Consider the following 21,212-nt stretch of genomic DNA (forward strand, 5'->3'; position numbering starts at 1 on the left):
GTTAAATAATTTCACAAAGACCAAGAGGGTGAACTTGTTTTGAAAATAGGAATTGTAGGTGCTACCGGATATGGAGGCACCGAACTTGTCAGGATTCTTTCGCAACATCCTCATGCAGAGGAATGCATACTTTATTCATCCAGCGGAGAAGGGAATGTCTATAGCGAGGGTTATCCTCATCTTACCGGCTTAGCGGATCAGCAGCTGAAGCCGATTGATATGAATACGATCAAACACGAAATAGATATCATGTTTCTCGCTGCGCCGCCCGGAGTATCAAGTGAATTGACTCCAAAGCTGGCAGACGCGGGAATTCCGGTTATTGATCTGTCAGGTGATCTGAGGATACAAGAACCGGCTGAATATGAAAAATGGTATAAACGGACAGCGGCACCGAAGGCGGTGATTCAAGAGGCGGTATACGGTCTGGCAGAACTGAATCAACAGCAAATTCAACAGGCGAAACTCATTGCCAATCCAGGCTGTTTTCCAACAGCTGTTTTGCTTGGCCTCGCGCCATTGGCTCAAAAGAAACTGCTCGATGAATCTTTCGTTATCGTTGACGCGAAGACGGGTGTTTCCGGAGCGGGAAGAAAAGCATCCATGGGAACCCATTTTTCTGAGCTGAACGACAATTTTAAAATTTACAAAGTCAATGAACATCAGCACACGCCGGAAATTGAGCAGGCGCTGAATGAATGGCAGCCAGGCCTCGGGCCCATTACATTTTCGGCTCACTTGGTTCCGATGACAAGGGGCATCATGGCGACGATGTATACCAGATTAACCTGTGATCTATCAGCAGATGACCTGCATGATTTATATTCGAAATTTTACCAAGATTCATATTTTGTGAGAGTGAGGCCAAAAGGTCAGTACCCGCAAACGAAAGAAGTGTACGGCAGCAATTTCTGTGATATCGCCGTGACCCTCGATGAGAGAACGAACAGAGTCACGATCGTCTCGGTAATCGATAATTTAATGAAGGGTGCCGCCGGTCAGGCAGTGCAAAACTTTAATTTGATGAATGGCTGGAATGAAGAAACTGGACTCACTATCACGCCAATTTATCCATAGAACGGGAGAGAATCGAACCATGATTCAGTTAAGTGAAGATCAAATTGTTAAAGTAACAGGGGATGTATCCTCGCCAAAAGGGTTTCAGGCAAAGGGTGTGCATTGCGGGCTGCGCTACTCGAAAAAAGACCTCGGCGTCATTATCAGCGAGACACCGGCTGTGAGCGCAGCAGTTTATACCCAAAGCCACTTTCAGGCTGCTCCGATCAAAGTGACACAAGACAGCTTAAAGCACGGACCGACACTGAAAGCCGTCATCGTCAACAGTGCCATTGCCAATGCCTGCACGGGAGAACAAGGCCTAAAGGACGCATACACAATGCGGGAGAGCTTTGCTTCACAGCTTGGCATTGAGCCGGAGCTTGTCGCTGTTTCATCAACGGGTGTCATCGGCGAGCATTTAGACATGGAAAAAATCCACGCGGGGATCGAGCTGCTGAAAGAAACACCTGCGGGATCAGGCGATTTTGAGGAAGCGATTTTAACAACTGATACGGTGATCAAGCAGACGTGCTATGAACTGGCAATCGGCGGCAAAACAGTCACGATCGGCGGAGCGGCCAAAGGCTCAGGGATGATACACCCGAACATGGCCACGATGCTGGGATTTGTGACAACTGACGCGGCAATTGAAGAAAAAGCGCTGCAAAAGGCGCTTCGGGAAATCACTGACGTTTCATTTAACCAAATCACAGTTGACGGAGAAACATCCACGAACGACATGGTATTAGTTATGGCGAATGGCTGCGCTGAAAACGAGTGCCTGACAGAAGACCACCCAGACTGGCCGGTCTTTAAAAAAGCGCTCTTGCTCACTTGTGAGGATCTGGCTAAAGAGATTGCCAGAGACGGAGAAGGCGCGACAAAACTAATTGAAGCACAAGTACAGGGAGCGAAAAACAATCTTGATGCAAACGTCATTGCCAAAAAGATTGTCGGCTCAAGTCTCGTGAAAACGGCAGTATACGGAACAGATGCCAACTGGGGGCGGATCATCGGAGCCATTGGACACTCCGCAGCTCAAGTGACGGCAGAAGAAGTAGAGGTTTATCTTGGCGGCCAATGCCTGTTTAAGAATAACGAGCCTCAGCCATTCTCTGAATCTCTCGCCAAGGAATACCTTGAAGGAGATGAAATCACCATTGTCATCAAGATGGATGAAGGGGACGGAAACGGGAGAGCGTGGGGCTGTGACCTGACCTATGACTATATCAAAATTAACGCGAGCTATCGCACGTAATAAAGGGGAGCGAAATGAAGAAAACAATCGTTTTTAAATGCGGGGGAAGCGTCATCCGTGAGCTGTCGGAGGAATTTTTTCAAAATCTGAAAGAGCTGATGGCGTCAGGCTGGAAGCTGGCGATCGTACATGGCGGGGGACCGGAAATCACGAATATGCTGAAACGGTTAAATATCAAGACAGAGTTTTCGGGCGGACAGAGGAAAACAACGAAGCCGGTGCTGGAAGTGGCGGAAATGGTTTTATCCGGTTCTGTCAATAAATTTTTCGTTGCTGAGCTTGCCAAACACGGACTGCGAGCCGCAGGCATTTCTGGTAAGGATGGAGGTCTTTTGGAGGCTGATTATCTAGATCCGGAAACATACGGAGAAGTGGGAGAAATCAAAAAAGTCGATGCGTCCATGGTGAACGCGCTGATGGAAAATGGCATCATCCCCGTTATTGCGCCGCTGTCTATGACAAGCGACTGCAAAACGCTGAATGTAAATGCTGATCTGGCTGCTTCAGCAGTCGCCGGAGCGCTTGAAGCCGATAAGCTGATGTTCGTCACGGATGTCGATGGAATCATGAAGGAAAAGCAGCGTCTGGACGTCCTGACCCCTAAGGAGATTCAGATGCTGATCAAGCAGGAAGTGATCACAGGAGGGATGATCCCGAAGGTCAATTCAGCCTTGTCAGCTTTATCAGATCAGGTGTCTGAAGTCATGATCGTAAACGGAAAAGGATCATTCTTCGCAGAACAAACCTTTCAAGGGACAAAAATCGTCAAAGCAAAGGAGGCTGTTTCATGAGCAGCTTGTTTCAAACCTACGGCCGTTGGGATATTGACATCAAAAAAGCAAAGGGAACGTACGTTGAGGATCAAAACGGCAAAACGTACCTTGATTTCATTCAGGGGATTGCGGTATCAAATCTAGGACACTGCCATGAAGCGGTGACAGAGGCAGTCAAAAAACAGCTTGACAGCGTATGGCACGTATCCAACCTGTTTCAAAACAGTATCCAAGAGCAAGCGGCGCAGAAGCTGGCAGCGCATAGTGCGGGAGATCTTGTCTTTTTCTGCAACAGCGGCGCGGAGGCGAATGAAGGTGCGATAAAGCTTGCCAGAAAAGCAACTGGAAAAACAAAAATCATCACTTTTCTTCAGTCGTTCCATGGCCGCACGTATGCAGGGATGGCTGCGACCGGACAGGATAAAATCAAAACAGGCTTCGGCCCGATGCTTGAAGGCTTTCACTACCTGCCATACAATGATCCTTCTGCTTTTAAAGCTCTTGGGGAGGAAGGCGATATTGCCGCGGTGATGCTTGAAACAGTGCAGGGAGAAGGAGGAGTCAATCCGGCGAGCGCTGAATTTTTATCAGCCGTACAGTCGTTTTGCAAGGAAAAGCAAGCTCTTCTCATTATTGATGAAATTCAGACCGGCATCGGACGGACGGGAAAAGGCTTTGCATATGAGCACTTCGGACTCTCACCGGATATCATTACAGTCGCCAAAGGATTGGGAAACGGCTTTCCGGTCGGCGCTGTCATCGGAAAGAAACAGCTTGGAGAAGCGTTTACCCCTGGTTCTCACGGAACGACTTTCGGAGGAAACATGCTGGCGATGGCTGCTGTGAATGCCACATTGCAAATTGTATTCCAGCCTGACTTTCTGCAAGAGGCTGCTGACAAAGGGGCGTTTTTAAAAGAACAGCTTGAGGCAGAGCTAAAGAGCCCTTTTGTTAAACAAATCCGCGGTAAAGGATTAATGCTTGGAATTGAGTGTGATGGCCCGGTTGCTGACATTATTTCTGAATTGCAGACATTAGGCTTGCTTGTATTGCCGGCCGGCCCGAACGTGATTCGGCTGCTGCCGCCGCTCACCGTGACTAAGGATGAAATAGCAGAAGCCGTCAGCAAGCTGAAACAGGCAATCGCTCATCATTCCGCTGTAAACCAGTGATTTTTTTTCGATATAAAGGCATAAAAATTCATTTTTATAATTAATTATTCATCAAGAGGTGGGCTGTTAGATGGAAGGTTATTTAGTGTTAGAAGATGGGACATCGTTCAGCGGCGAGCTGGACGGTCATGAAAACTGTACGGGAGAAGCTGTTTTTTTCACAGGAATGACAGGCTACCAGGAAGTGCTGACAGATCCATCATATAAGGGACAGATTATTGTATTTACCTACCCGCTGATTGGCAACTACGGCATAAATGAAAAGGATTTTGAAAGCAAGAAACCGCAAGTAAAAGCCGCGGTTGTCTATGAGGCGTGTGATCACTTTTCTCATTATGAAGCGGTATACAGCCTCAAGGAGTATCTACAGAAATGGAACATTCCGCTGTTAACCCATGTTGATACGAGGGCTGTCGTGAAGAAAATCCGGGCAAACGGGACGATGGGTGCGACAGTCACAGCCTCTAAAGAAGGAGCTGAGATTGCCCTTCAACCAGAGAATGTGGCAGAGCAGGCTTCCGCCCAGGAAATCAGCACATTTGGCGACGGGAATAAACATATCGCTCTCATTGATTTTGGCTATAAAAAGTCAATCGCATCATCACTTGTCAAACGAGGCTGCAAGGTTACCGTGGTGCCATACCAGCAAATGGAGGCCGTATACAACATCAAACCCGATGGCATTGTGCTATCGAACGGACCTGGAGATCCGAAAGCAATCCATCCATATTTAGGAAAGATCAAAAGCATCATCAGCCGCTTTCCGACTCTAGGCATTTGTCTCGGACATCAGCTGATCGCGCTCGCGTTTGGAGGGAATACTTTTAAGCTGCCATTCGGGCACAGGGGAGCTAATCATCCGGTCATCGACCGTGAGACGAAACGGGTCTTTATGACAAGCCAAAACCACAGCTATGTGGTTGATGAACAGTCGATTAATGAAGAAGAGCTCACCATCAGGTTTCATCATGTCAATGATACGTCAGTTGAAGGGCTTGCCCATAAAAAACTGCCTGTCATGAGTGTTCAATTCCACCCGGAAGCCCATCCCGGACCTGCGGAAAGCGAATGGATTTTTGATGATTATCTAAAGAATGTGATACCAGCAAGGAGAGAAATCGCGCATGCCTAAAGACACCAGTATTTCAAGCATATTAGTAATCGGCTCAGGCCCGATCATCATCGGGCAGGCGGCAGAATTTGATTATTCAGGCACTCAAGGGTGCATCGCGCTGAAGGAGGAGGGCTACCGGGTCATTCTCGTCAACAGCAATCCGGCGACAATTATGACTGATGAAGCCTTCGCTGATGAAATTTATTTTGAGCCTCTGACAGCAGAAAGCCTGACAGCCATCATTAAGAAAGAACGGCCTGATGGGCTTCTTGCCAATTTAGGCGGTCAGACCGCGTTGAATTTAGCGGTGGAGCTTGACGAAACGGGTGTTTTAAAAGAGCACGGCGTCAAACTCCTCGGCACATCCGTTGAAACGATACAAAAAGGAGAGGACCGGGAAAAATTCCGTTCGTTAATGAATGAATTAAAACAGCCCGTGCCGGAGAGTGAAATTGTTGATAACGAGGCTGATGCCCTCCATTTTGCGGAATCCATCGGTTTTCCTGTTATTATCAGACCGGCTTACACATTAGGCGGAAAGGGCGGAGGAATCGCCCCTGATAAAGAAGCCTTTACAGCTATGATTAAACAGGCGCTATTAGCAAGCCCGATCAATCAATGCCTTGTCGAAAAAAGCATTGCCGGTTTTAAAGAAATTGAATATGAAGTCATGCGTGACAGCAATAACACATGCATTACCGTCTGCAATATGGAAAATATCGATCCGGTCGGCGTGCATACAGGTGACTCTATCGTTGTGGCGCCGTCACAAACATTGACAGACGAAGACTATCAAATGCTGCGGACAGCAAGTCTGACGATCATCTCAGCACTTGATGTTGTAGGCGGCTGCAACATTCAATTCGCGCTTGATCCATTCAGCAAGCAATATTACGTCATTGAAGTGAATCCGCGTGTAAGCCGGTCATCGGCTCTCGCATCTAAAGCGACCGGTTATCCGATTGCGAAGATGGCTGCGAAACTGGCAGTCGGATACACCCTTGACGAGCTGAAAAATCCGCTCACAGGGTCGACTTACGCAAGCTTTGAACCGGCACTGGACTATGTGATCGTCAAATTTCCGCGCTGGCCGTTTGATAAATTCAAAAATGCAGACCGCAAGCTTGGCACAAAAATGAAAGCCACCGGTGAAGTGATGGCGATTGAACGGAATTTAGAAGCGGCAATACAAAAGGCAGCCGCGTCGCTTGAATTAAAAAATATCGGGACACACCTTCCAGAGCTCAGCGGCTTCTCAATTGATACGCTATGGGATTTGGCAATCACTCCGGATGACCGCAGATTTTTCGTTGTCATGGAGCTGTTGAGCCGCAGCGTCTCGATTGATGACATTCATGAAAAAACAAAAATTGATCCGTTTTTCCTTCATACCTTTGACAACATCATCAAATTGGAAAACCGCCTGATGGAAGCAGGGAGCGATCTCTCTTTTGAATTATTGAAGAAAGCAAAGGAAAAGGGATTCTCAGACACAACCATTGCCTCGCTGATCGGCAAAACAGAAGAAGAGGTGCGCGCGCTTCGCAAGGAGATGGGCATTACGCCTTCCTTTAAAATCGTAGATACATGCGCGGCTGAGTTTGATGCGAAAACAAACTATTTTTACTCCACATATTTCGGAGAGACCGATGGAGACATCAGCCGCAAAGAGAAAAAACGCGCGCTCATTATCGGATCAGGCCCGATTCGGATCGGCCAAGGCGTTGAATTTGATTACAGTGCTGTTCACGGTGTGCTGACACTGCAAGAGCTTGGGTTCGAAACCATCATGATTAACAATAACCCGGAAACGGTCAGCACCGATTATGAAATTGCGGATCGCCTGTATTTTGAACCGATGACAACGGAGCATATTGTAAACGTGGCGGAGCAGGAGAATATTGATTTTGCAATCGTGCAATTCGGCGGCCAAACTGCAATCAATGCTGCTGAAGCACTCGAAAAAGCCGGCATTACCCTTCTCGGCACTTCGTTTGAAACGCTCGATGTGTTAGAGGATCGGGATCAATTCTATCAGCTTCTTGATGAGCTGGGATTGAAGCACGCAAAAGGAGAAATTGCCTATACAAAAGAAGAAGCCGCTTCAAAAGCGAGTGAGATCGGCTATCCGGTGTTAATCCGCCCATCTTATGTTATCGGCGGAATGGGCATGATCATTGTTGACTCGCAAGCCCAGCTTTCTCAGCTGCTGAATGATGAGGACAGCATGCCATACCCGATTTTGATTGATCAGTATGTATCTGGAAAGGAAGTCGAAATTGATTTGATTTCCGACGGCGAGGATGTCTTTATCCCGACATATACCGAGCATATTGAACGGGCGGGTGTCCATTCGGGGGACAGCTTTGCCATTCTTCCGGGACCGTCCATCACGAGCGGGCTGCAGCAGGGCATGAAAGATGCGGCACAAAAAATTGCCCGAAAACTTTCATTTAAAGGCATCATGAACATTCAATTTGTGATCGACAATGGAAACATACTCGTTCTTGAAGTGAATCCGAGAGCGAGCCGCACGGTTCCTGTCGTCAGCAAAGTAATGGGCGTTCCGATGATTCCGCTCGCCACACGACTGCTAGCGGGAGCGTCCTTAAAAGATCTAAATCCGGCAGTTCAAAATCATCATGGAGTTGCCGTGAAGTTCCCTGTTTTTTCTTCTCATGCGATCCAGGATGTGGATGTCAAGCTTGGGCCGGAAATGAAATCAACGGGAGAAGGCATGTGTGTCGCATATGATGCTAACAGTGCCTTGAAAAAAATCTATACAAGAGTCTGGAGTCAAAAAGGCAGCATTTATTTGCAAAACGTTCCGGAAGATGTGAAGGAGTTAGCAGAAAACGCAGGTTTTACAATACATGAAGGAACATTTGCCTCATGGATGGAACAGGAAGGAAAATCGCTCCACATTAATCTGAGCGGTTCTGAAGAAGCACGCAAAGAACGTTTGGAAGCCATGACGCACGGCATCCCCGTCTTTACAGAAGAAGAAACTGTGCGGGCGTTTTTACAAAGCGGTTCTGGCCATCCGCAGCCTGTATCTCTCAAAGACCTCTATAAAAAGGAAGTGGCATCATGCACACAGTGACGCAAACCAGTTTATACGGAAAAGATTTATTAACGTTAAAGGACCTTAGTGAAGAGGATATAAGCGCCTTGCTCGCAGAGGCCGGTGAGCTGAAACAAAACAAAATTCAGCCTATATTCCATGGCAAAACCTTGGCGATGATTTTTGAAAAATCATCAACGCGGACACGTGTTTCTTTTGAAGCGGGCATGGCGCAGCTTGGCGGGAACGCCCTCTTTCTAAGCCAGAAAGATCTGCAGCTGGGGCGCGGTGAGACTGTCGCTGATACGGCAAAAGTGCTGTCAGGCTATGTGGATGCCATCATGATCCGGACCTTTGAACATGAAAAGGTGGAGGAACTTGCCAAAGAAGCTGACATTCCGGTGATCAATGGACTTACCGATAAATACCACCCATGCCAGGCGCTGGCGGATCTCTTGACGATTAAGGAGATAAAAGGGAAGCTTAAAGGCGTAAAAGTCGCATACATCGGTGACGGAAATAACGTGGCGCACTCCTTGATGATCGGCTGCGCGAAAATGGGCTGTGATATCTCGATCGCTTCGCCAAAGGGATATGAAGTGTTAGATGAAGCAGCTGAAGCGGCAAAAACATATGCACTTCAATCCGGCTCTTCTATCACGCTGACAGATGATCCGATTGAAGCTGTAAAAGACGCAGACGTGATTTATTCTGATGTGTTTACAAGCATGGGGCAGGAAGCGGAAGAGCAAGAACGTCTTGCTGTCTTTGCGCCTTATCAGGTGAATGCGGCGCTTGTCAGCCATGCCAAGCCTGACTATACATTTTTACATTGTCTCCCTGCGCATCGTGAGGAAGAAGTGACTGCGGAGATTATTGACGGGCCGAACTCTGCAGTGTTCCAGCAGGCGGAAAACCGTCTTCATGTGCAAAAAGCACTGCTGAAGGCCATTTTATACAAAGGGGAATCATCAAAAAACTGCTGAGCCAAACTCAGCAGTTTTTTTGATGGCAACATATTCACAGCCGCTTAGGCGCATACTACAGCAAAAAGGAAAAGGAGGAAAAACAGTGGGACAGCAGCACCAATTCCGGCCCGGACAGAAAGCGCCTAATAACGGTGTCTACGTAGAAATCGGCGAGACAGGGAGCATGGTTAAAAACCCTCAAAAGGTCCATCTGTCAGCAGGGGAAATGTTTCCCGAAACATCAAACCACAACCGGCTGTGGACCTACAAAAGAAAGCCGTGACCACTAAAAAACCCAAAACAATAAATGTTTTGGGTTTTTGGCTTTTTAATGCTGGCTTGCATTTTTGTTCATAGGCATGATTTCTGCTAAAACCATGATTAAGACATACAGTACAACAGCAATGACAGATGATGTTTTGAAATTATACGTAACGCTGTTCATGCTTGCAACCAAGTAGCATGCCATATGTGATAAAAGGAACGTCCAAATAAAGGCAATAATATATCGCACGTTTCCACCTCGTCCTTCTCATTCTATTCTAAAAGTTATCATACCATACAAAAAGCGAAGGGGGAATCCAATTTTAGCAGAAAGTGAGGTGACAAAAGAGTCTGATTCGTCACACTTTAATGGTAAAATATAAAACGTCAATCAGTATAATAGCCAAAAATGTAAAAGGCTAGGACTTTACCTTATTCGTTTCTTTTCTATTTACATAAGATAGCGTGAGATGAAGTGTGAAAGGAGGCGGGCAAGCGATGGGAATAACGGAAAGATACTTTCAACTGGGAACGGAGCATAATGTCATTCATCTGCCCTATCGCCCGAACGGCTTCGGCATCTTTATCTTGGGGGACAGAACCCACTTTGTCGGACATGATTCAAGCTTTTGGCAGCAGCATTATGGCAGAAATCAGCTTCTGAGCATGTTGATGAATGAAGGATACACTCTTTTTAACAGCAATCTGTTCGGAAGGCATTGGGGGGCGGAAAAAGCAGTCACCTATGCCAAACAGCTGATACATTCTGTGCTGAAGCAGGAAATCCTCAATCCGAAGATTCATATTTTAGCAGAAGGCATGGGTGCTCTCGTGGCCGATGAACTGCTTCGTTTTTCCCCGGATCATATCCGCTCAGCCGCAATGTTGAATCCTTGTCTCGATCTTCAGGCACATTATGAATCGGAAAAAGAAAATAAATTTTTCTATAAGCAATTTTTGAAAGAAGTATCGAAAAGCTACGGAATTTCTGAAAAAGAAGCGGAAGCGATTCGTTATAAAACAATTCAAAGCTACCCGAGCGGCGTACCGGTTCATATATGGCAGCGTATGACCGGAGCTCCATATCCCTACAGTGTACATGCGGAAGTTTTCAAGGAAAAACAGCAAAAGCAAGGCTCACCGGTCGACATGACATTTCATTTATTTGAGCATCCAAGCAGAATTTATGCATCAATTTGCAAATTCTTTCACAGTCATGAAAAAGAATTATAGAGAATATAATGACAACAGCCTTCTCTTTTGCGGAGGCTGTTTTGTTTTGGGAAATGAAAAACCGGAAGGGCGGCAGATGCAATGGAATCAACGCTGATTGTAGGTGCGGACGAATTTTTCGGCCTTTCATTATGTGAGCGAATGATGGATGAAGGCATACATGTTGACGTTGTTCTGGCGGAAACAGAAGATAAAATGAGACAAATGTACTTAGAAGAAAGACTCATGTGGCTTGGGAGAAATGAACTCTTTCGCCAGCTTGAGCACATTGGAGATCAAAAGTATGATACAATTTGTATCCAGTTCGGAAGTTTTTTGCCTTTAGACCAATGTGATTCTCCTTATATTTTAGTATATGAAGAAGACCGAAAAGAATGGGAAAAACGTGAAAAAACAGGCTCGGAAAAAACCGTGATCCTGCCGAAAATGTATGGGCCATGGAAAGAAGAAACAGAGGGAAAAGGCTATTACACAAACGACGTGGCTGACGAGTTGCTGAGATTCCTGTTAGAACCAAACCGTCATAGCAAAGATCAGCTTTTTGAATTGCAAGTCACAGAGAAAACCTCAAAAGAAGAAGCAAAAACAAAAATTATCGAGTGGAAAAGACAATTTTCATCAATTTTCGACAAATATTAAGAAAAACCTTCCATGTTTCGAGTTTTCTAGATACAATAAACGTATAAAAATAATACATGTTATAGCTTGTCAAAAGGAGTTGAACATGACTTGATCACAAGGCTTGTCATGATCTTTTCTGTCCTCCTTTTATTGAGTGGATGTGGACAAACTCCGTTCAAAGGAAAAATTGAGAAGGTCGGCATGCTCTTTCCTGATACGATTAATGACCTCGTATGGGGCACAAAAGGGTATAAAGGATTATTGAATATACAATCCAAATACAATGTGGACGTCTATTATAAAGAAGGCGTTAAAACAGAAGAAGATATCATAAATGCGATTGAGGATTTTCATAAGAGGGGCGTCAATCTGCTCTACGGCCATGGGAGTGAATATGCTGAGGTGTTTAACTTGGTCGGCGAAGATTATCCAGATATGGAATTCGTCATTTCCAATGCGAAAGCGAAAGCTGATAATGTAACGAGTGTCCATTTTAGCGGGGAAGCAATGGGCTTTTTTGGAGGAATGACTGCTGCCCATATGTCGAAAACGAATCAGGTCGGTGTAATTGCCTCCTTTACGTGGCAGCCTGAGGTTGATGGTTTTATCAAAGGGGCCAAGTATGAAAATCCGGATATAGAGGTAAATACGAAATATACGGATCATTGGGATGATGATACAACAGCAGTAAAGCTTTATCAGAAAATGAAGAACGAAGGCGCGGATGTTGTGTATCCCGCCGGAGACGGGTATAATGTTCCTGTTATTCAGCAAATCAAAAAAGACGGTCTTTATGCCATTGGCTACGTCACAGATCAATCGGATCTGGGCGAGAATACCGTATTAACCAGCACGGTGCAAAATGTGGACAAGGCCTATGAAATCATTGCTGAACAATTTAACAAAGGCACCCTTGAGGGCGGCGACCATTACTACGACCTGAATACGGGAGTCGTTGAGATGGGGACATTCAGCCCGCTCGTCGATAAAGACTTTCAGCAAAGAATCGCCAAGCTGATCAAAACATACAACAAAACAGGCGAGCTGCCAAAAAACGAATAATGGAGTGACGTCACATGCAGCACGAAAAATCACTTGAATTCTTGCAAATTGCCATGAAATATCTCCCTGAAGCGAAAGAACAGCTTGAGAAATCAGGCATTGAGCTCTCAATGGAGGCCATCCAGCCGTTTATGAATCTATTTACAACGGTAATGGCGGAAGCTTATGAGCTTGGCAAGTCTGACGCTAAATCTGAAACAGAATAAGAAGAAGCCACTTTTTTGAAAGTGGCTTTTCACATGATTTTCTTTTTAATAGCGGAGAGCATGGGCGCAAGCTCCTTTAAAGCGGGCTTGATTTGATCAAGAGAGTTCATAATTGAACCGATTTGGTCCATAATATGCATGTAATGAATCGTCTCTTCGTCGTTTGTCTGAGAAACCTGAGAAACCTCCTCTTGCTGTTCCTCCTTCTCTTCTGTTGGTTTTGCTGCATCGCCGAACATCATTCTTGAAAACACATCCAACTGCATACGCCTCCTTTCCATATACCATACTCTATGAGTAAGATGAACTGATAGTTTAGACGAATATATTGCCATGTGAAAAAAAATAGGATAGAATTAGTACCTGATACTAATAATTGATCACAACCTGATTGATCTTCTAAATTTAAGATATAAAGGAGTCTTCCCTTATGAAAGCTGGAATACTTGGTGTTGGACGTTACATTCCTGAGAAGGTTTTAACAAATCATGATCTTGAAAAAATGGTTGAAACTTCTGACGAGTGGATTCGTACAAGAACAGGAATAGAAGAAAGAAGAATCGCAGCAGATGATGTGTTTTCATCACATATGGCTGTTGCAGCAGCGAAAAATGCGCTGGAACAAGCTGAAGTGGCTGCTGAGGATCTGGATATGATCTTGGTTGCAACTGTTACACCTGATCAGTCATTTCCTACGGTCTCTTGTATGATTCAAGAACAGCTCGGCGCGAAGAAAGCGTGTGCTATGGATATCAGCGCAGCTTGTGCGGGCTTCATGTACGGGGTTGTAACCGGTAAACAATTTATTGAATCCGGAACCTACAAGCATGTTCTAGTTGTCGGTGTAGAGAAGCTCTCAAGCATTACCGACTGGGAAGACCGCAATACAGCCGTTCTGTTTGGAGACGGAGCAGGCGCTGCGGTAGTCGGGCCAGTCAGTGATGACAGAGGAATCCTTTCATTTGAACTAGGAGCCGACGGCACAGGCGGTCAGCACTTGTATCTGAATGAAAAACGACATACAATCATGAATGGACGAGAAGTTTTCAAATTTGCAGTCCGCCAAATGGGAGAATCATGCGTAAATGTCATTGAAAAAGCCGGACTTTCAAAAGAGGATGTCGACTTTTTGATTCCGCATCAGGCGAACATCCGTATCATGGAAGCTGCTCGCGAGCGTTTAGAGCTTCCTGTCGAAAAGATGTCTAAAACTGTTCATAAATATGGAAATACTTCTGCCGCATCCATTCCGATCTCTCTTGTAGAAGAATTGGAAGCCGGTAAAATCAAAGACGGCGATGTGGTCGTTATGGTAGGGTTCGGCGGAGGACTAACATGGGGCGCCATTGCAATCCGCTGGGGCCGATAAAAAAAGGTGAGGTGCACACAAGATGACTAAAAAAAGAGTAGTTGTTACAGGACTTGGAGCATTATCTCCACTTGGCAACGACGTCGATACAAGTTGGAATAACGCAATCAACGGTGTGTCCGGAATCGGTCCGATCACTCGTGTTGACGCTGAAGAATATCCGGCAAAAGTTGCCGCTGAATTAAAAGATTTTAATGTTGAAGATTATATGGATAAAAAAGAAGCCAGAAAAATGGACCGCTTTACACAATATGCGGTTGTGGCTGCGAAAATGGCGGTTGAAGACGCAGATCTTAACATTACCGATGAGATCGCACCGAGAGTCGGTGTTTGGGTAGGCTCCGGTATCGGAGGACTTGAAACACTAGAGTCTCAATTTGAAATCTTCTTAACAAAAGGCCCAAGACGGGTAAGCCCGTTTTTCGTGCCAATGATGATTCCTGACATGGCGACAGGCCAGATTTCTATTGCATTAGGAGCAAAAGGGGTGAACTCTTGTACGGTTACAGCATGTGCTACAGGAACGAACTCCATCGGTGACGCGTTTAAGGTTATTCAGCGCGGGGATGCAGACGTGATGGTCACAGGCGGAACAGAAGCGCCGCTGACAAGAATGTCATTCGCCGGCTTTAGTGCCAACAAAGCGCTGTCTACTAATCCAGATCCGAAAACAGCGAGCCGCCCGTTTGATAAAAACCGTGATGGCTTTGTCATGGGGGAAGGTGCAGGGATTATCGTTCTTGAAGAACTTGAGCATGCCCTGGCCCGCGGCGCTAAAATTTACGGAGAAATTGTCGGCTACGGCTCAACCGGAGACGCTTATCATATCACAGCGCCGGCCCAAGACGGTGAAGGCGGAGCGAGAGCGATGCAAGAAGCCATTAAAGATGCAGGCATTGCACCTGAGGAAATTGATTACATCAATGCTCACGGAACAAGCACGTATTACAACGACAAATACGAAACAATGGCGATTAAGACTGTTTTTGGCGAGCATGCGCATAAACTTGCGGTAAGCTCTACAAAATCGATGACAGGCCACCTCTTAGGAGCAGCCGGCGGTATTGAAGCCATTTTCTCTATCCTGGCCATTAAAGAAGGCGTGATTCCGCCGACAATCAATATTCAAACACCTGACGAAGAATGTGATTTGGATTATGTGCCTGATGAAGCCCGCAGACAGGAACTTAATTATGTTCTCAGCAACTCATTAGGATTCGGCGGACACAACGCAACATTAATCTTTAAGAAATATCAATCATAATCAAGCCAAACCGGCTGCCCTTAAAGGGTAGCCGGTTTTTTTTGTGTGCATAGGATTAAAAGAGGAGGCGATCACATGAGTGTAGAACAAACATATAGCTGGCTCAGGAAGGCTGATTCAATAGATGATTTGGCGCATTACATTATCCCGCTTTTTTCAGGTGCGGAGAAAAAGAACTGGAAGGGCATTCTGGGACACCTTCAGCATCATGGGATGTTTAAAAACATAAAAGAGGGTATTCAGACTGTTTCCAAGCTGAAGGAAAAAGGTTTTTACGGACATATCCAAAAGGAAGAACAGTACCTCAAAAACAAATGGCAAGGTCCTGATGTACCAATTGTCACGCTGCCGGTTGATGAACGAAACAGGAGAATCCGTTTAGAGTTCGGATCAAAATCAGGACTCGCCTTTCAAGACAAAATGTTCCTTTTTCTTTCGTCAGATTTAGATTTTGGGTCAGTATCTGCCCTTATGACGCATGAGTATCATCACGTTTGCCGGTTAGGTCATCTGACAAAAGAGGAAAAGGATGTCACATTACTTGATACAATCATCATGGAAGGGCTGGCGGAATATGCTGTTTATGAGAGGTTCGGCCGAAGTCAAACGGCTGAATGGACGACTTGGTATACACCGGAGCAGCTTCAGGCTTTATATGAAAAAAAGATTGCGCCCCATCGGGATATCAAACGGGATAATCGATTATTTCCCCAGCTGTTATTCGGCAAAGGATATCAGCCAAAAATGCTTGGATACGCAGTTGGATTCAATATTGTAAAAAAATATTTAACCGCCAGCAAGGCAAGCGCCGCAGACGGGCTGTCCATTCCTGCTGAGACCTTTTTGGATGCAATGCTTTAAAAGGATAAAATAATGGAATTTCATTAATAATATTACATTTATCCTAAAAAATTCTTGATTTTGCAAAATGATTGTAATAATATACAACTATAAAATTTTTCGATAATTCAATATTATTTATTATTTCTGAATAAAGGGATTGCTTTCTCTTGAAAACGTTTGACAACAAGAGGGGGGAAAGGGGAGCTAGCATGAGCACACTTTTAGAAGTGAATAATTTAAAGACTTATTTTTTCAGGAAAAAGGAGCCGATCCCTGCGGTTGACGGAGTCGATTTTCACATCAGCAAAGGCGAAACCGTCGCGCTTGTAGGTGAATCGGGCTCCGGAAAAAGCATTACTTCTTTATCAATTATGGGCCTCGTCCAAAGCTCAGGCGGAAAAATCATGGACGGCTCTATTAAACTCGAAGACAAAGACCTCACCTCATTCACTGAAAACGATTATTGCAAAATCCGCGGTAACGAAGTATCCATGATCTTTCAGGAACCAATGACCTCCCTTAATCCGGTGTTAACAATCGGAGAACAAATTACCGAAGTGCTGATTTACCATAAAAACATGAATAAAAAAGAAGCCCGTCAACGAGCTGTTGAACTCTTGCAGCTGGTCGGTTTTTCCCGGGCGGAGCAAATTATGAAAGAGTACCCGCATCGGCTGTCCGGCGGTATGAGACAGAGGGTGATGATTGCCATCGCACTGAGCTGTAATCCTAAACTGCTCATTGCTGATGAACCAACGACAGCGCTGGACGTGACAATACAAGCCCAAGTGCTGGAGCTCATGAAAGATCTCTGTCAGAAGTTCAATACATCGATTCTTCTGATCACACACGACTTAGGTGTCGTGTCTGAGGCTGCCGATAGAGTAATTGTCATGTACTGCGGACAAGTCGTAGAAAACGCTACCGTTGATGACTTATTTTTAGAACCGCTTCATCCGTATACAGAAGGCCTGCTTACGTCAATTCCTGTTATAGATGGAGAGATTGATAAATTAAATGCGATTAAAGGCAGTGTGCCTACACCGGATAATCTGCCGCCGGGATGCCGTTTTGCCCCAAGGTGCCCGAAAGCTATGGATAAGTGCTGGACAAATCAGCCTTCGCTTTTGACACACAAAAGCGGAAGAACGGTGAGATGCTTTTTATATGAGGAAGAGGGTGCCGAACAATCATGACAGCAGCTAATCAAGAAACAATCTTAGAGCTTCGTGACGTAAAAAAATACTTTCCGATCCGGTCAGGCCTTTTTCAAAGAAAAGTCGGTGATGTAAAAGCGGTGGATGGTGTTTCATTTTCGTTAAAAAAAGGAGAAACACTCGGAATCGTTGGAGAGTCGGGCTGCGGAAAATCGACTGCCGGCAGAACGATGATCAGACTGTACAAACCGACAGAGGGCCAAATTCTTTTTAAAGGGCAGGATATTTCCAATCTGTCAGAGGAGAAGCTGCGGAAGAATGTCCGCAAAAATATTCAAATGGTTTTCCAAGATCCATTTGCTTCGTTAAACCCGAGAAAGACCCTGCGTTCCATCATAAAGGAGCCGTTTAATACGCACAACATGTATACCATGCGTGAACGAAACGAAAAAGTTGAAGAGCTGCTTGCAAGAGTAGGGCTTCACCCGTCGTTTGCCGGCCGTTATCCCCATGAATTTTCCGGCGGCCAGCGCCAGCGGATCGGCATTGCCAGAGCACTCACATTGAATCCAGAGCTGATCATTGCAGATGAGCCGGTTTCCGCACTTGATGTATCCATTCAGGCCCAAGTGATTAACTTGATGGAGGAATTACAGGAAGAATTTAATCTTACGTATCTATTTATCTCTCATGATCTGAGTGTCGTACGCCATATCAGCGACAGAGTCGGAGTAATGTATCTTGGCAAAATGATGGAACTGACTGGCAAGCATGAGCTTTATGACAACCCGCTTCACCCATATACCCAAGCGCTTTTATCCTCCGTTCCGGTTACAAGAAAAAGAGGATCTGTCAAACGTGAACGCATTGTCCTGAAGGGAGAACTGCCTAGTCCGGCCAACCCGCCAAAAGGCTGCGTATTCCACACAAGATGTCCTGTTGCAAAATCGATATGCAAGGAACAAATACCAGAATTTAAGGAAGCTGCTCCCAGCCACTTTGTGGCTTGTCACCTTTATAGCTAATGTTGCCCGCACAGCTTTGAGAGGGGGTATGCACACTACATAAACAACAGCTGAGAAGAACGAACATTTCAAGAGGGGGAATATCTAATGAAAAGACGGAAAACCGCACTAATGATGCTAAGTGTATTGATGGTTCTGGCCATCTTTTTATCAGCCTGCTCGGGATCAAAATCAAGCAACAGCAGCGCGAAAAAATCAGCAGGCAAACCGCAGCAAGGCGGGGATTTGGTTGTTGGTTCAACTGGAGAGCCAACGTTATTTAATCCACTCTATTCTACAGACGTTTCCAGTTCAGATATTGAAGGGATGATCTATAGTACATTATTAGAAACGGATGAAAAACTAAATGTGAAACCTGCTTTAGCTGAGAAAGTAACGGAATCCAAAGATGGCCTGACTTATGATGTCAAAATTAGAAAAGGTGTAAAATTCCATGATGGAAAAGAACTTACAGCCGATGACGTTGTTTTCACTTATAGCATCCCTTTAAACAAGGACTATAATGGTGAACGCGGTTCTGGTTTTGAATCACTAAAATCTGTTACAAAAAAAGGTGATTATGAAGTTGAATTTAAATTAAAGAAAAAGGATGCGTATTTTTACAATGTTGTTTTAGACAGTTACGGTATTCTGCCTAAACACATTTTAGGGAAAGTGCCAGTTGCAGATTTAGGAGAAAATGAATTTAACAGGAAGAATCCAATTGGTTCGGGTCCATTCAAGTTTGTTGAATGGAAGAAGGGCGATTATGTAAAACTTGAAGCAAATGATGACTATTATGGCGGAAGACCGTATTTAGATACAGTGACAGTTAAGACGATTCCTGATTCTAATGCAGCTGTTGCACAATTAAAAGCTGGAGATATTGACTTCTTTGTTGTACCAGGCACAGACTTTGAGACAGTTAAAACATTTGATAATGTGCAAGTTAAATCAGATCTTGGTTTGAACTACAGCTATATTGGATGGAATGAAAAAAACGAATTATTTAAAGACAAAAAAGTCCGCCAAGCTCTTACGTATGCACTTGATCGAAAAGCAATGGTAGATCAGGTGTTAAACGGTGATGGTAAAGTTGCAAATGTTCCTGAAAGTCCGCTTTCTTGGAACTATCCAAAAGGTGATGTACCTACATTTGATTACAATCCTAAAAAGGCTAAAAAGCTCTTGGAAGAAGCAGGATGGAAGGATACAGATGGAGACGGTTACCTTGATAAGGACGGAAAGAAATTTTCATTTACCATTAAAACTAACCAGGGTAATAAGATTCGGGAGGATTTAGCAGTTGTTGTTCAGCAGCAACTTAAAGAAGTAGGAATTGAAGCAAAACCGCAAATTGTGGAATTTAGTGCTCTTATTGAACAAACAAGCGCACCGAATTGGGATTATGATGCACTACTGCTCGGTTGGAGTTTGGCTACATTCCCAGATCAATTTTCGATTTTCCACTCCAGTCAATCTAAGAACGGATTAAACAACATATGGTATAAGAATCCTAAAGTCGATAAACTTTTAGAAGAAGCTAAGTCTATTACAGACAGAAAAGAATATCAGAAAAAATATGAAGAAATCTATAAATTGATTGCTGAGGATCAGCCTTATTCATTCCTGTTTTATTACAATTATCATAGGGCAATCCCGACAAACATGAATGGCTATGTATTCCATCCGAAAAATGACTTATATCATATTGAAAAATGGTGGCTTGAACAATAATAATTAAATCCCTAGAGAGGGGAGGATCAAGCAAGCATCCTTTCCTCTTTATCCTATTTTAGAAAAGGGGACAAGAATATGGTTACATATATTGTTCGTCGAACATTAATGTCTCTGCCAATTCTTTTGGGCATTACAATTTTATCATTTGCGATAATGAAAGCGGCGCCAGGTGATCCGATGTCACTTATGATGGATCCGACAATCAGCCAAGCTGACAGAGCGAAATTTATTGAGAAGTACGGACTCAATGATCCAGAACCTGTTCAATACTTAAAATGGCTAGGAAATATGCTCCAAGGCGACTTTGGGACATCTATTGTAAAAAAGGGGACACCAGTTTCCGATCTAATCCTTTCACGTTTACCGAATACTCTGGTGCTTATGGTTTTTTCAACTCTTGTTGCTCTTCTGATTTCAATTCCTTTCGGTGTTCTTTCTGCAAAACGCCCTTATTCTAAGCTTGACTATGGTATAACTGTCACGTCATTTTTAGGGCTGGCAATACCAAATTTCTGGTTCGGATTAATTCTTATTATGGTTCTTTCCGTAAATCTCGGCTGGTTTCCTACGGGAGGTGTCGGCACTTTAAACGCTGACTTTAACATTTTTGACAGGCTCCATCATTTAATTTTGCCTGCATTTGTTTTAGCAACTGCGGATATGGCAGGTATTACTCGTTATACAAGATCAAGTATGCTTGATGTATTAAAGCAAGATTATATAAGAACAGCTCGAGCCAAAGGATTTAAAGAAAATAAAGTGATTTTCAAACATGGTTTGAGAAATGGCCTTCTTCCTGTTATTACAATTTTCGGATTGATGATCCCTTCATTTATTGGTGGTGCTGTAGTAGTTGAACAGATTTTTACTTGGCCGGGATTAGGGAAGTTATTTATTGATTCGGCATTCTCTCGAGATTATCCGGTTATTATGGCCATGACTGTAATTTCTGCTGTTTTGGTTGTACTGGGGAACTTGATTGCAGATATTTTGTATGCATTAGTTGATCCGAGAATTGAATATTAAAAGGGGGAGACACAT

21 protein-coding genes are annotated in these 21,212 nt (G+C 44.5%); 19 read left to right on the forward strand and 2 right to left on the reverse strand.

All coding sequences use genetic code 11. The features are described from left to right. Positions 1 to 39 precede the first annotated feature (39 nt). From argC to FB592_RS06810, 8 genes are all read left to right on the forward strand, one after another. A complete protein-coding gene (argC, locus tag FB592_RS06775; protein ID WP_141949401.1) occupies positions 40 to 1,077 on the forward strand; it encodes an N-acetyl-gamma-glutamyl-phosphate reductase in 1,038 nt (345 codons plus the stop codon). A 19-nt stretch (positions 1,078 to 1,096) separates the two neighbouring features. Then, positions 1,097 to 2,317, forward strand: coding sequence for a bifunctional ornithine acetyltransferase/N-acetylglutamate synthase (argJ, locus tag FB592_RS06780; protein WP_064671231.1), 1,221 nt, complete (start codon positions 1,097 to 1,099; stop codon positions 2,315 to 2,317). Between the two features lie 14 nt (positions 2,318 to 2,331). Beyond that, on the forward strand, positions 2,332 to 3,108 hold the full coding sequence (gene argB, locus FB592_RS06785; RefSeq protein WP_014476417.1) for an acetylglutamate kinase: 777 nt from the start codon (positions 2,332 to 2,334) through the stop codon (positions 3,106 to 3,108). After that, positions 3,105 to 4,262 carry an acetylornithine transaminase gene (locus tag FB592_RS06790; RefSeq protein ID WP_049140718.1) on the forward strand — a complete coding sequence of 386 codons (1,158 nt, stop codon included), beginning with the start codon at positions 3,105 to 3,107 and terminating at the stop codon, positions 4,260 to 4,262. The genes argB and FB592_RS06790 overlap by 4 nt, the downstream gene beginning before the upstream one ends. 70 nt (positions 4,263 to 4,332) lie before the next feature. After that, positions 4,333 to 5,394 (forward strand): carbamoyl phosphate synthase small subunit, encoded by a 1,062-nt coding sequence (locus FB592_RS06795; protein WP_021479562.1) that lies wholly within the window; start codon positions 4,333 to 4,335, stop codon positions 5,392 to 5,394. Then, positions 5,387 to 8,479 carry a carbamoyl-phosphate synthase (glutamine-hydrolyzing) large subunit gene (locus FB592_RS06800; protein WP_141949402.1) on the forward strand — a complete coding sequence of 1,031 codons (3,093 nt, stop codon included), beginning with the start codon at positions 5,387 to 5,389 and terminating at the stop codon, positions 8,477 to 8,479. The genes FB592_RS06795 and FB592_RS06800 overlap by 8 nt, the downstream gene beginning before the upstream one ends. After that, positions 8,467 to 9,426: an ornithine carbamoyltransferase gene (gene argF / locus FB592_RS06805; protein ID WP_021479560.1), complete on the forward strand. Its 960-nt coding sequence runs from the start codon at positions 8,467 to 8,469 to the stop codon at positions 9,424 to 9,426. Before FB592_RS06800 ends, argF begins: the two co-directional genes overlap by 13 nt. 85 nt (positions 9,427 to 9,511) lie before the next feature. Continuing rightward, the gene (locus FB592_RS06810) at positions 9,512 to 9,691 is read left to right on the forward strand and encodes a YjzC family protein (protein ID WP_003245356.1); all 180 of its coding nucleotides are present in this window, start codon (positions 9,512 to 9,514) and stop codon (positions 9,689 to 9,691) included. Positions 9,692 to 9,736: 45 nt separating this feature from the next. Here FB592_RS06810 and FB592_RS06815 read toward each other — a convergent pair whose 3' ends face one another. Next, the gene (locus tag FB592_RS06815) at positions 9,737 to 9,922 is read right to left on the reverse strand and encodes a YjzD family protein (RefSeq protein WP_003245236.1); all 186 of its coding nucleotides are present in this window, start codon (positions 9,920 to 9,922) and stop codon (positions 9,737 to 9,739) included. A gap of 248 nt (positions 9,923 to 10,170) precedes the next feature. On the opposite strand from FB592_RS06815, the gene FB592_RS06820 reads away from it, so the two are divergent. From FB592_RS06820 to comZ, 4 genes are all read left to right on the forward strand, one after another. Beyond that, positions 10,171 to 10,905 carry a hypothetical protein gene (locus FB592_RS06820; protein ID WP_003245223.1) on the forward strand — a complete coding sequence of 245 codons (735 nt, stop codon included), beginning with the start codon at positions 10,171 to 10,173 and terminating at the stop codon, positions 10,903 to 10,905. 81 nt (positions 10,906 to 10,986) lie between these two features. After that, positions 10,987 to 11,544 carry a hypothetical protein gene (locus tag FB592_RS06825; protein ID WP_125121305.1) on the forward strand — a complete coding sequence of 186 codons (558 nt, stop codon included), beginning with the start codon at positions 10,987 to 10,989 and terminating at the stop codon, positions 11,542 to 11,544. A gap of 90 nt (positions 11,545 to 11,634) precedes the next feature. Next, on the forward strand, positions 11,635 to 12,588 hold the full coding sequence (med, locus tag FB592_RS06830; RefSeq protein WP_014476425.1) for a transcriptional regulator Med: 954 nt from the start codon (positions 11,635 to 11,637) through the stop codon (positions 12,586 to 12,588). A 14-nt stretch (positions 12,589 to 12,602) separates the two neighbouring features. Next, positions 12,603 to 12,794, forward strand: coding sequence for a ComG operon transcriptional repressor ComZ (comZ, locus tag FB592_RS06835; RefSeq protein ID WP_003224559.1), 192 nt, complete (start codon positions 12,603 to 12,605; stop codon positions 12,792 to 12,794). A gap of 29 nt (positions 12,795 to 12,823) precedes the next feature. Here comZ and yjzB read toward each other — a convergent pair whose 3' ends face one another. Then, positions 12,824 to 13,060, reverse strand: a complete 237-nt coding sequence (gene yjzB / locus FB592_RS06840; RefSeq protein ID WP_072173825.1) for a spore coat protein YjzB — start codon at positions 13,058 to 13,060, stop codon at positions 12,824 to 12,826. Positions 13,061 to 13,224: 164 nt separating this feature from the next. Between yjzB and fabH the strand changes: the two genes are divergently transcribed. The 7 genes from fabH to FB592_RS06875 all read left to right on the forward strand — a co-directional run bounded on the left by fabH (position 13,225) and on the right by FB592_RS06875 (position 21,197). Beyond that, positions 13,225 to 14,163, forward strand: coding sequence for a beta-ketoacyl-ACP synthase III (gene fabH / locus FB592_RS06845; RefSeq protein ID WP_003232971.1), 939 nt, complete (start codon positions 13,225 to 13,227; stop codon positions 14,161 to 14,163). 22 nt (positions 14,164 to 14,185) lie between these two features. Beyond that, positions 14,186 to 15,427 carry a beta-ketoacyl-ACP synthase II gene (gene fabF, locus FB592_RS06850; RefSeq protein WP_003244890.1) on the forward strand — a complete coding sequence of 414 codons (1,242 nt, stop codon included), beginning with the start codon at positions 14,186 to 14,188 and terminating at the stop codon, positions 15,425 to 15,427. A gap of 75 nt (positions 15,428 to 15,502) precedes the next feature. Next, entirely contained in the window at positions 15,503 to 16,288 is a 786-nt protein-coding gene (locus tag FB592_RS06855; RefSeq protein ID WP_049140720.1) for a DUF2268 domain-containing putative Zn-dependent protease, read from the forward strand. A gap of 191 nt (positions 16,289 to 16,479) precedes the next feature. Beyond that, positions 16,480 to 17,466: an oligopeptide ABC transporter ATP-binding protein AppD gene (gene appD / locus FB592_RS06860; protein WP_049140721.1), complete on the forward strand. Its 987-nt coding sequence runs from the start codon at positions 16,480 to 16,482 to the stop codon at positions 17,464 to 17,466. Beyond that, positions 17,463 to 18,452 carry an oligopeptide ABC transporter ATP-binding protein AppF gene (gene appF / locus FB592_RS06865; RefSeq protein WP_049140722.1) on the forward strand — a complete coding sequence of 330 codons (990 nt, stop codon included), beginning with the start codon at positions 17,463 to 17,465 and terminating at the stop codon, positions 18,450 to 18,452. Before appD ends, appF begins: the two co-directional genes overlap by 4 nt. Positions 18,453 to 18,539: 87 nt before the next feature. Further along, complete coding sequence (locus FB592_RS06870; RefSeq protein WP_103804104.1) at positions 18,540 to 20,168, forward strand: peptide-binding protein; 1,629 nt, start codon at positions 18,540 to 18,542, stop codon at positions 20,166 to 20,168. 78 nt (positions 20,169 to 20,246) lie between these two features. Further along, the gene (locus tag FB592_RS06875) at positions 20,247 to 21,197 is read left to right on the forward strand and encodes an ABC transporter permease (protein WP_015252362.1); all 951 of its coding nucleotides are present in this window, start codon (positions 20,247 to 20,249) and stop codon (positions 21,195 to 21,197) included. Positions 21,198 to 21,212: the final 15 nt, after the last annotated feature.

Source organism: Bacillus sp. SJZ110 (assembly GCF_006715455.1).
GTDB classification, from domain to species: domain Bacteria; phylum Bacillota; class Bacilli; order Bacillales; family Bacillaceae; genus Bacillus; species Bacillus subtilis.

Bases quoted from the DNA above. Each gene is read 5' to 3' on its own strand.
- appD (WP_049140721.1), top strand. From the start codon at position 16,480: ATGAGCACACTTTTAGAAGTGAATAATTTAAAGACTTATTTTTTCAGG.
- fabH (WP_003232971.1), top strand. From the start codon at position 13,225: ATGAAAGCTGGAATACTTGGTGTTGGACGTTACATTCCTGAGAAGGTT.
- appF (WP_049140722.1), top strand. From the start codon at position 17,463: ATGACAGCAGCTAATCAAGAAACAATCTTAGAGCTTCGTGACGTAAAA.
- fabF (WP_003244890.1), top strand. From the start codon at position 14,186: ATGACTAAAAAAAGAGTAGTTGTTACAGGACTTGGAGCATTATCTCCA.
- FB592_RS06800 (WP_141949402.1), top strand. From the start codon at position 5,387: ATGCCTAAAGACACCAGTATTTCAAGCATATTAGTAATCGGCTCAGGC.
- FB592_RS06825 (WP_125121305.1), top strand. From the start codon at position 10,987: ATGGAATCAACGCTGATTGTAGGTGCGGACGAATTTTTCGGCCTTTCA.
- FB592_RS06790 (WP_049140718.1), top strand. From the start codon at position 3,105: ATGAGCAGCTTGTTTCAAACCTACGGCCGTTGGGATATTGACATCAAA.
- FB592_RS06875 (WP_015252362.1), top strand. From the start codon at position 20,247: ATGGTTACATATATTGTTCGTCGAACATTAATGTCTCTGCCAATTCTT.
- FB592_RS06870 (WP_103804104.1), top strand. From the start codon at position 18,540: ATGAAAAGACGGAAAACCGCACTAATGATGCTAAGTGTATTGATGGTT.
- yjzB (WP_072173825.1), bottom strand. From the start codon at position 13,060: ATGCAGTTGGATGTGTTTTCAAGAATGATGTTCGGCGATGCAGCAAAA.
- argF (WP_021479560.1), top strand. From the start codon at position 8,467: ATGCACACAGTGACGCAAACCAGTTTATACGGAAAAGATTTATTAACG.
- comZ (WP_003224559.1), top strand. From the start codon at position 12,603: ATGCAGCACGAAAAATCACTTGAATTCTTGCAAATTGCCATGAAATAT.
- argJ (WP_064671231.1), top strand. From the start codon at position 1,097: ATGATTCAGTTAAGTGAAGATCAAATTGTTAAAGTAACAGGGGATGTA.
- FB592_RS06820 (WP_003245223.1), top strand. From the start codon at position 10,171: ATGGGAATAACGGAAAGATACTTTCAACTGGGAACGGAGCATAATGTC.
- FB592_RS06855 (WP_049140720.1), top strand. From the start codon at position 15,503: ATGAGTGTAGAACAAACATATAGCTGGCTCAGGAAGGCTGATTCAATA.
- argB (WP_014476417.1), top strand. From the start codon at position 2,332: ATGAAGAAAACAATCGTTTTTAAATGCGGGGGAAGCGTCATCCGTGAG.
- FB592_RS06795 (WP_021479562.1), top strand. From the start codon at position 4,333: ATGGAAGGTTATTTAGTGTTAGAAGATGGGACATCGTTCAGCGGCGAG.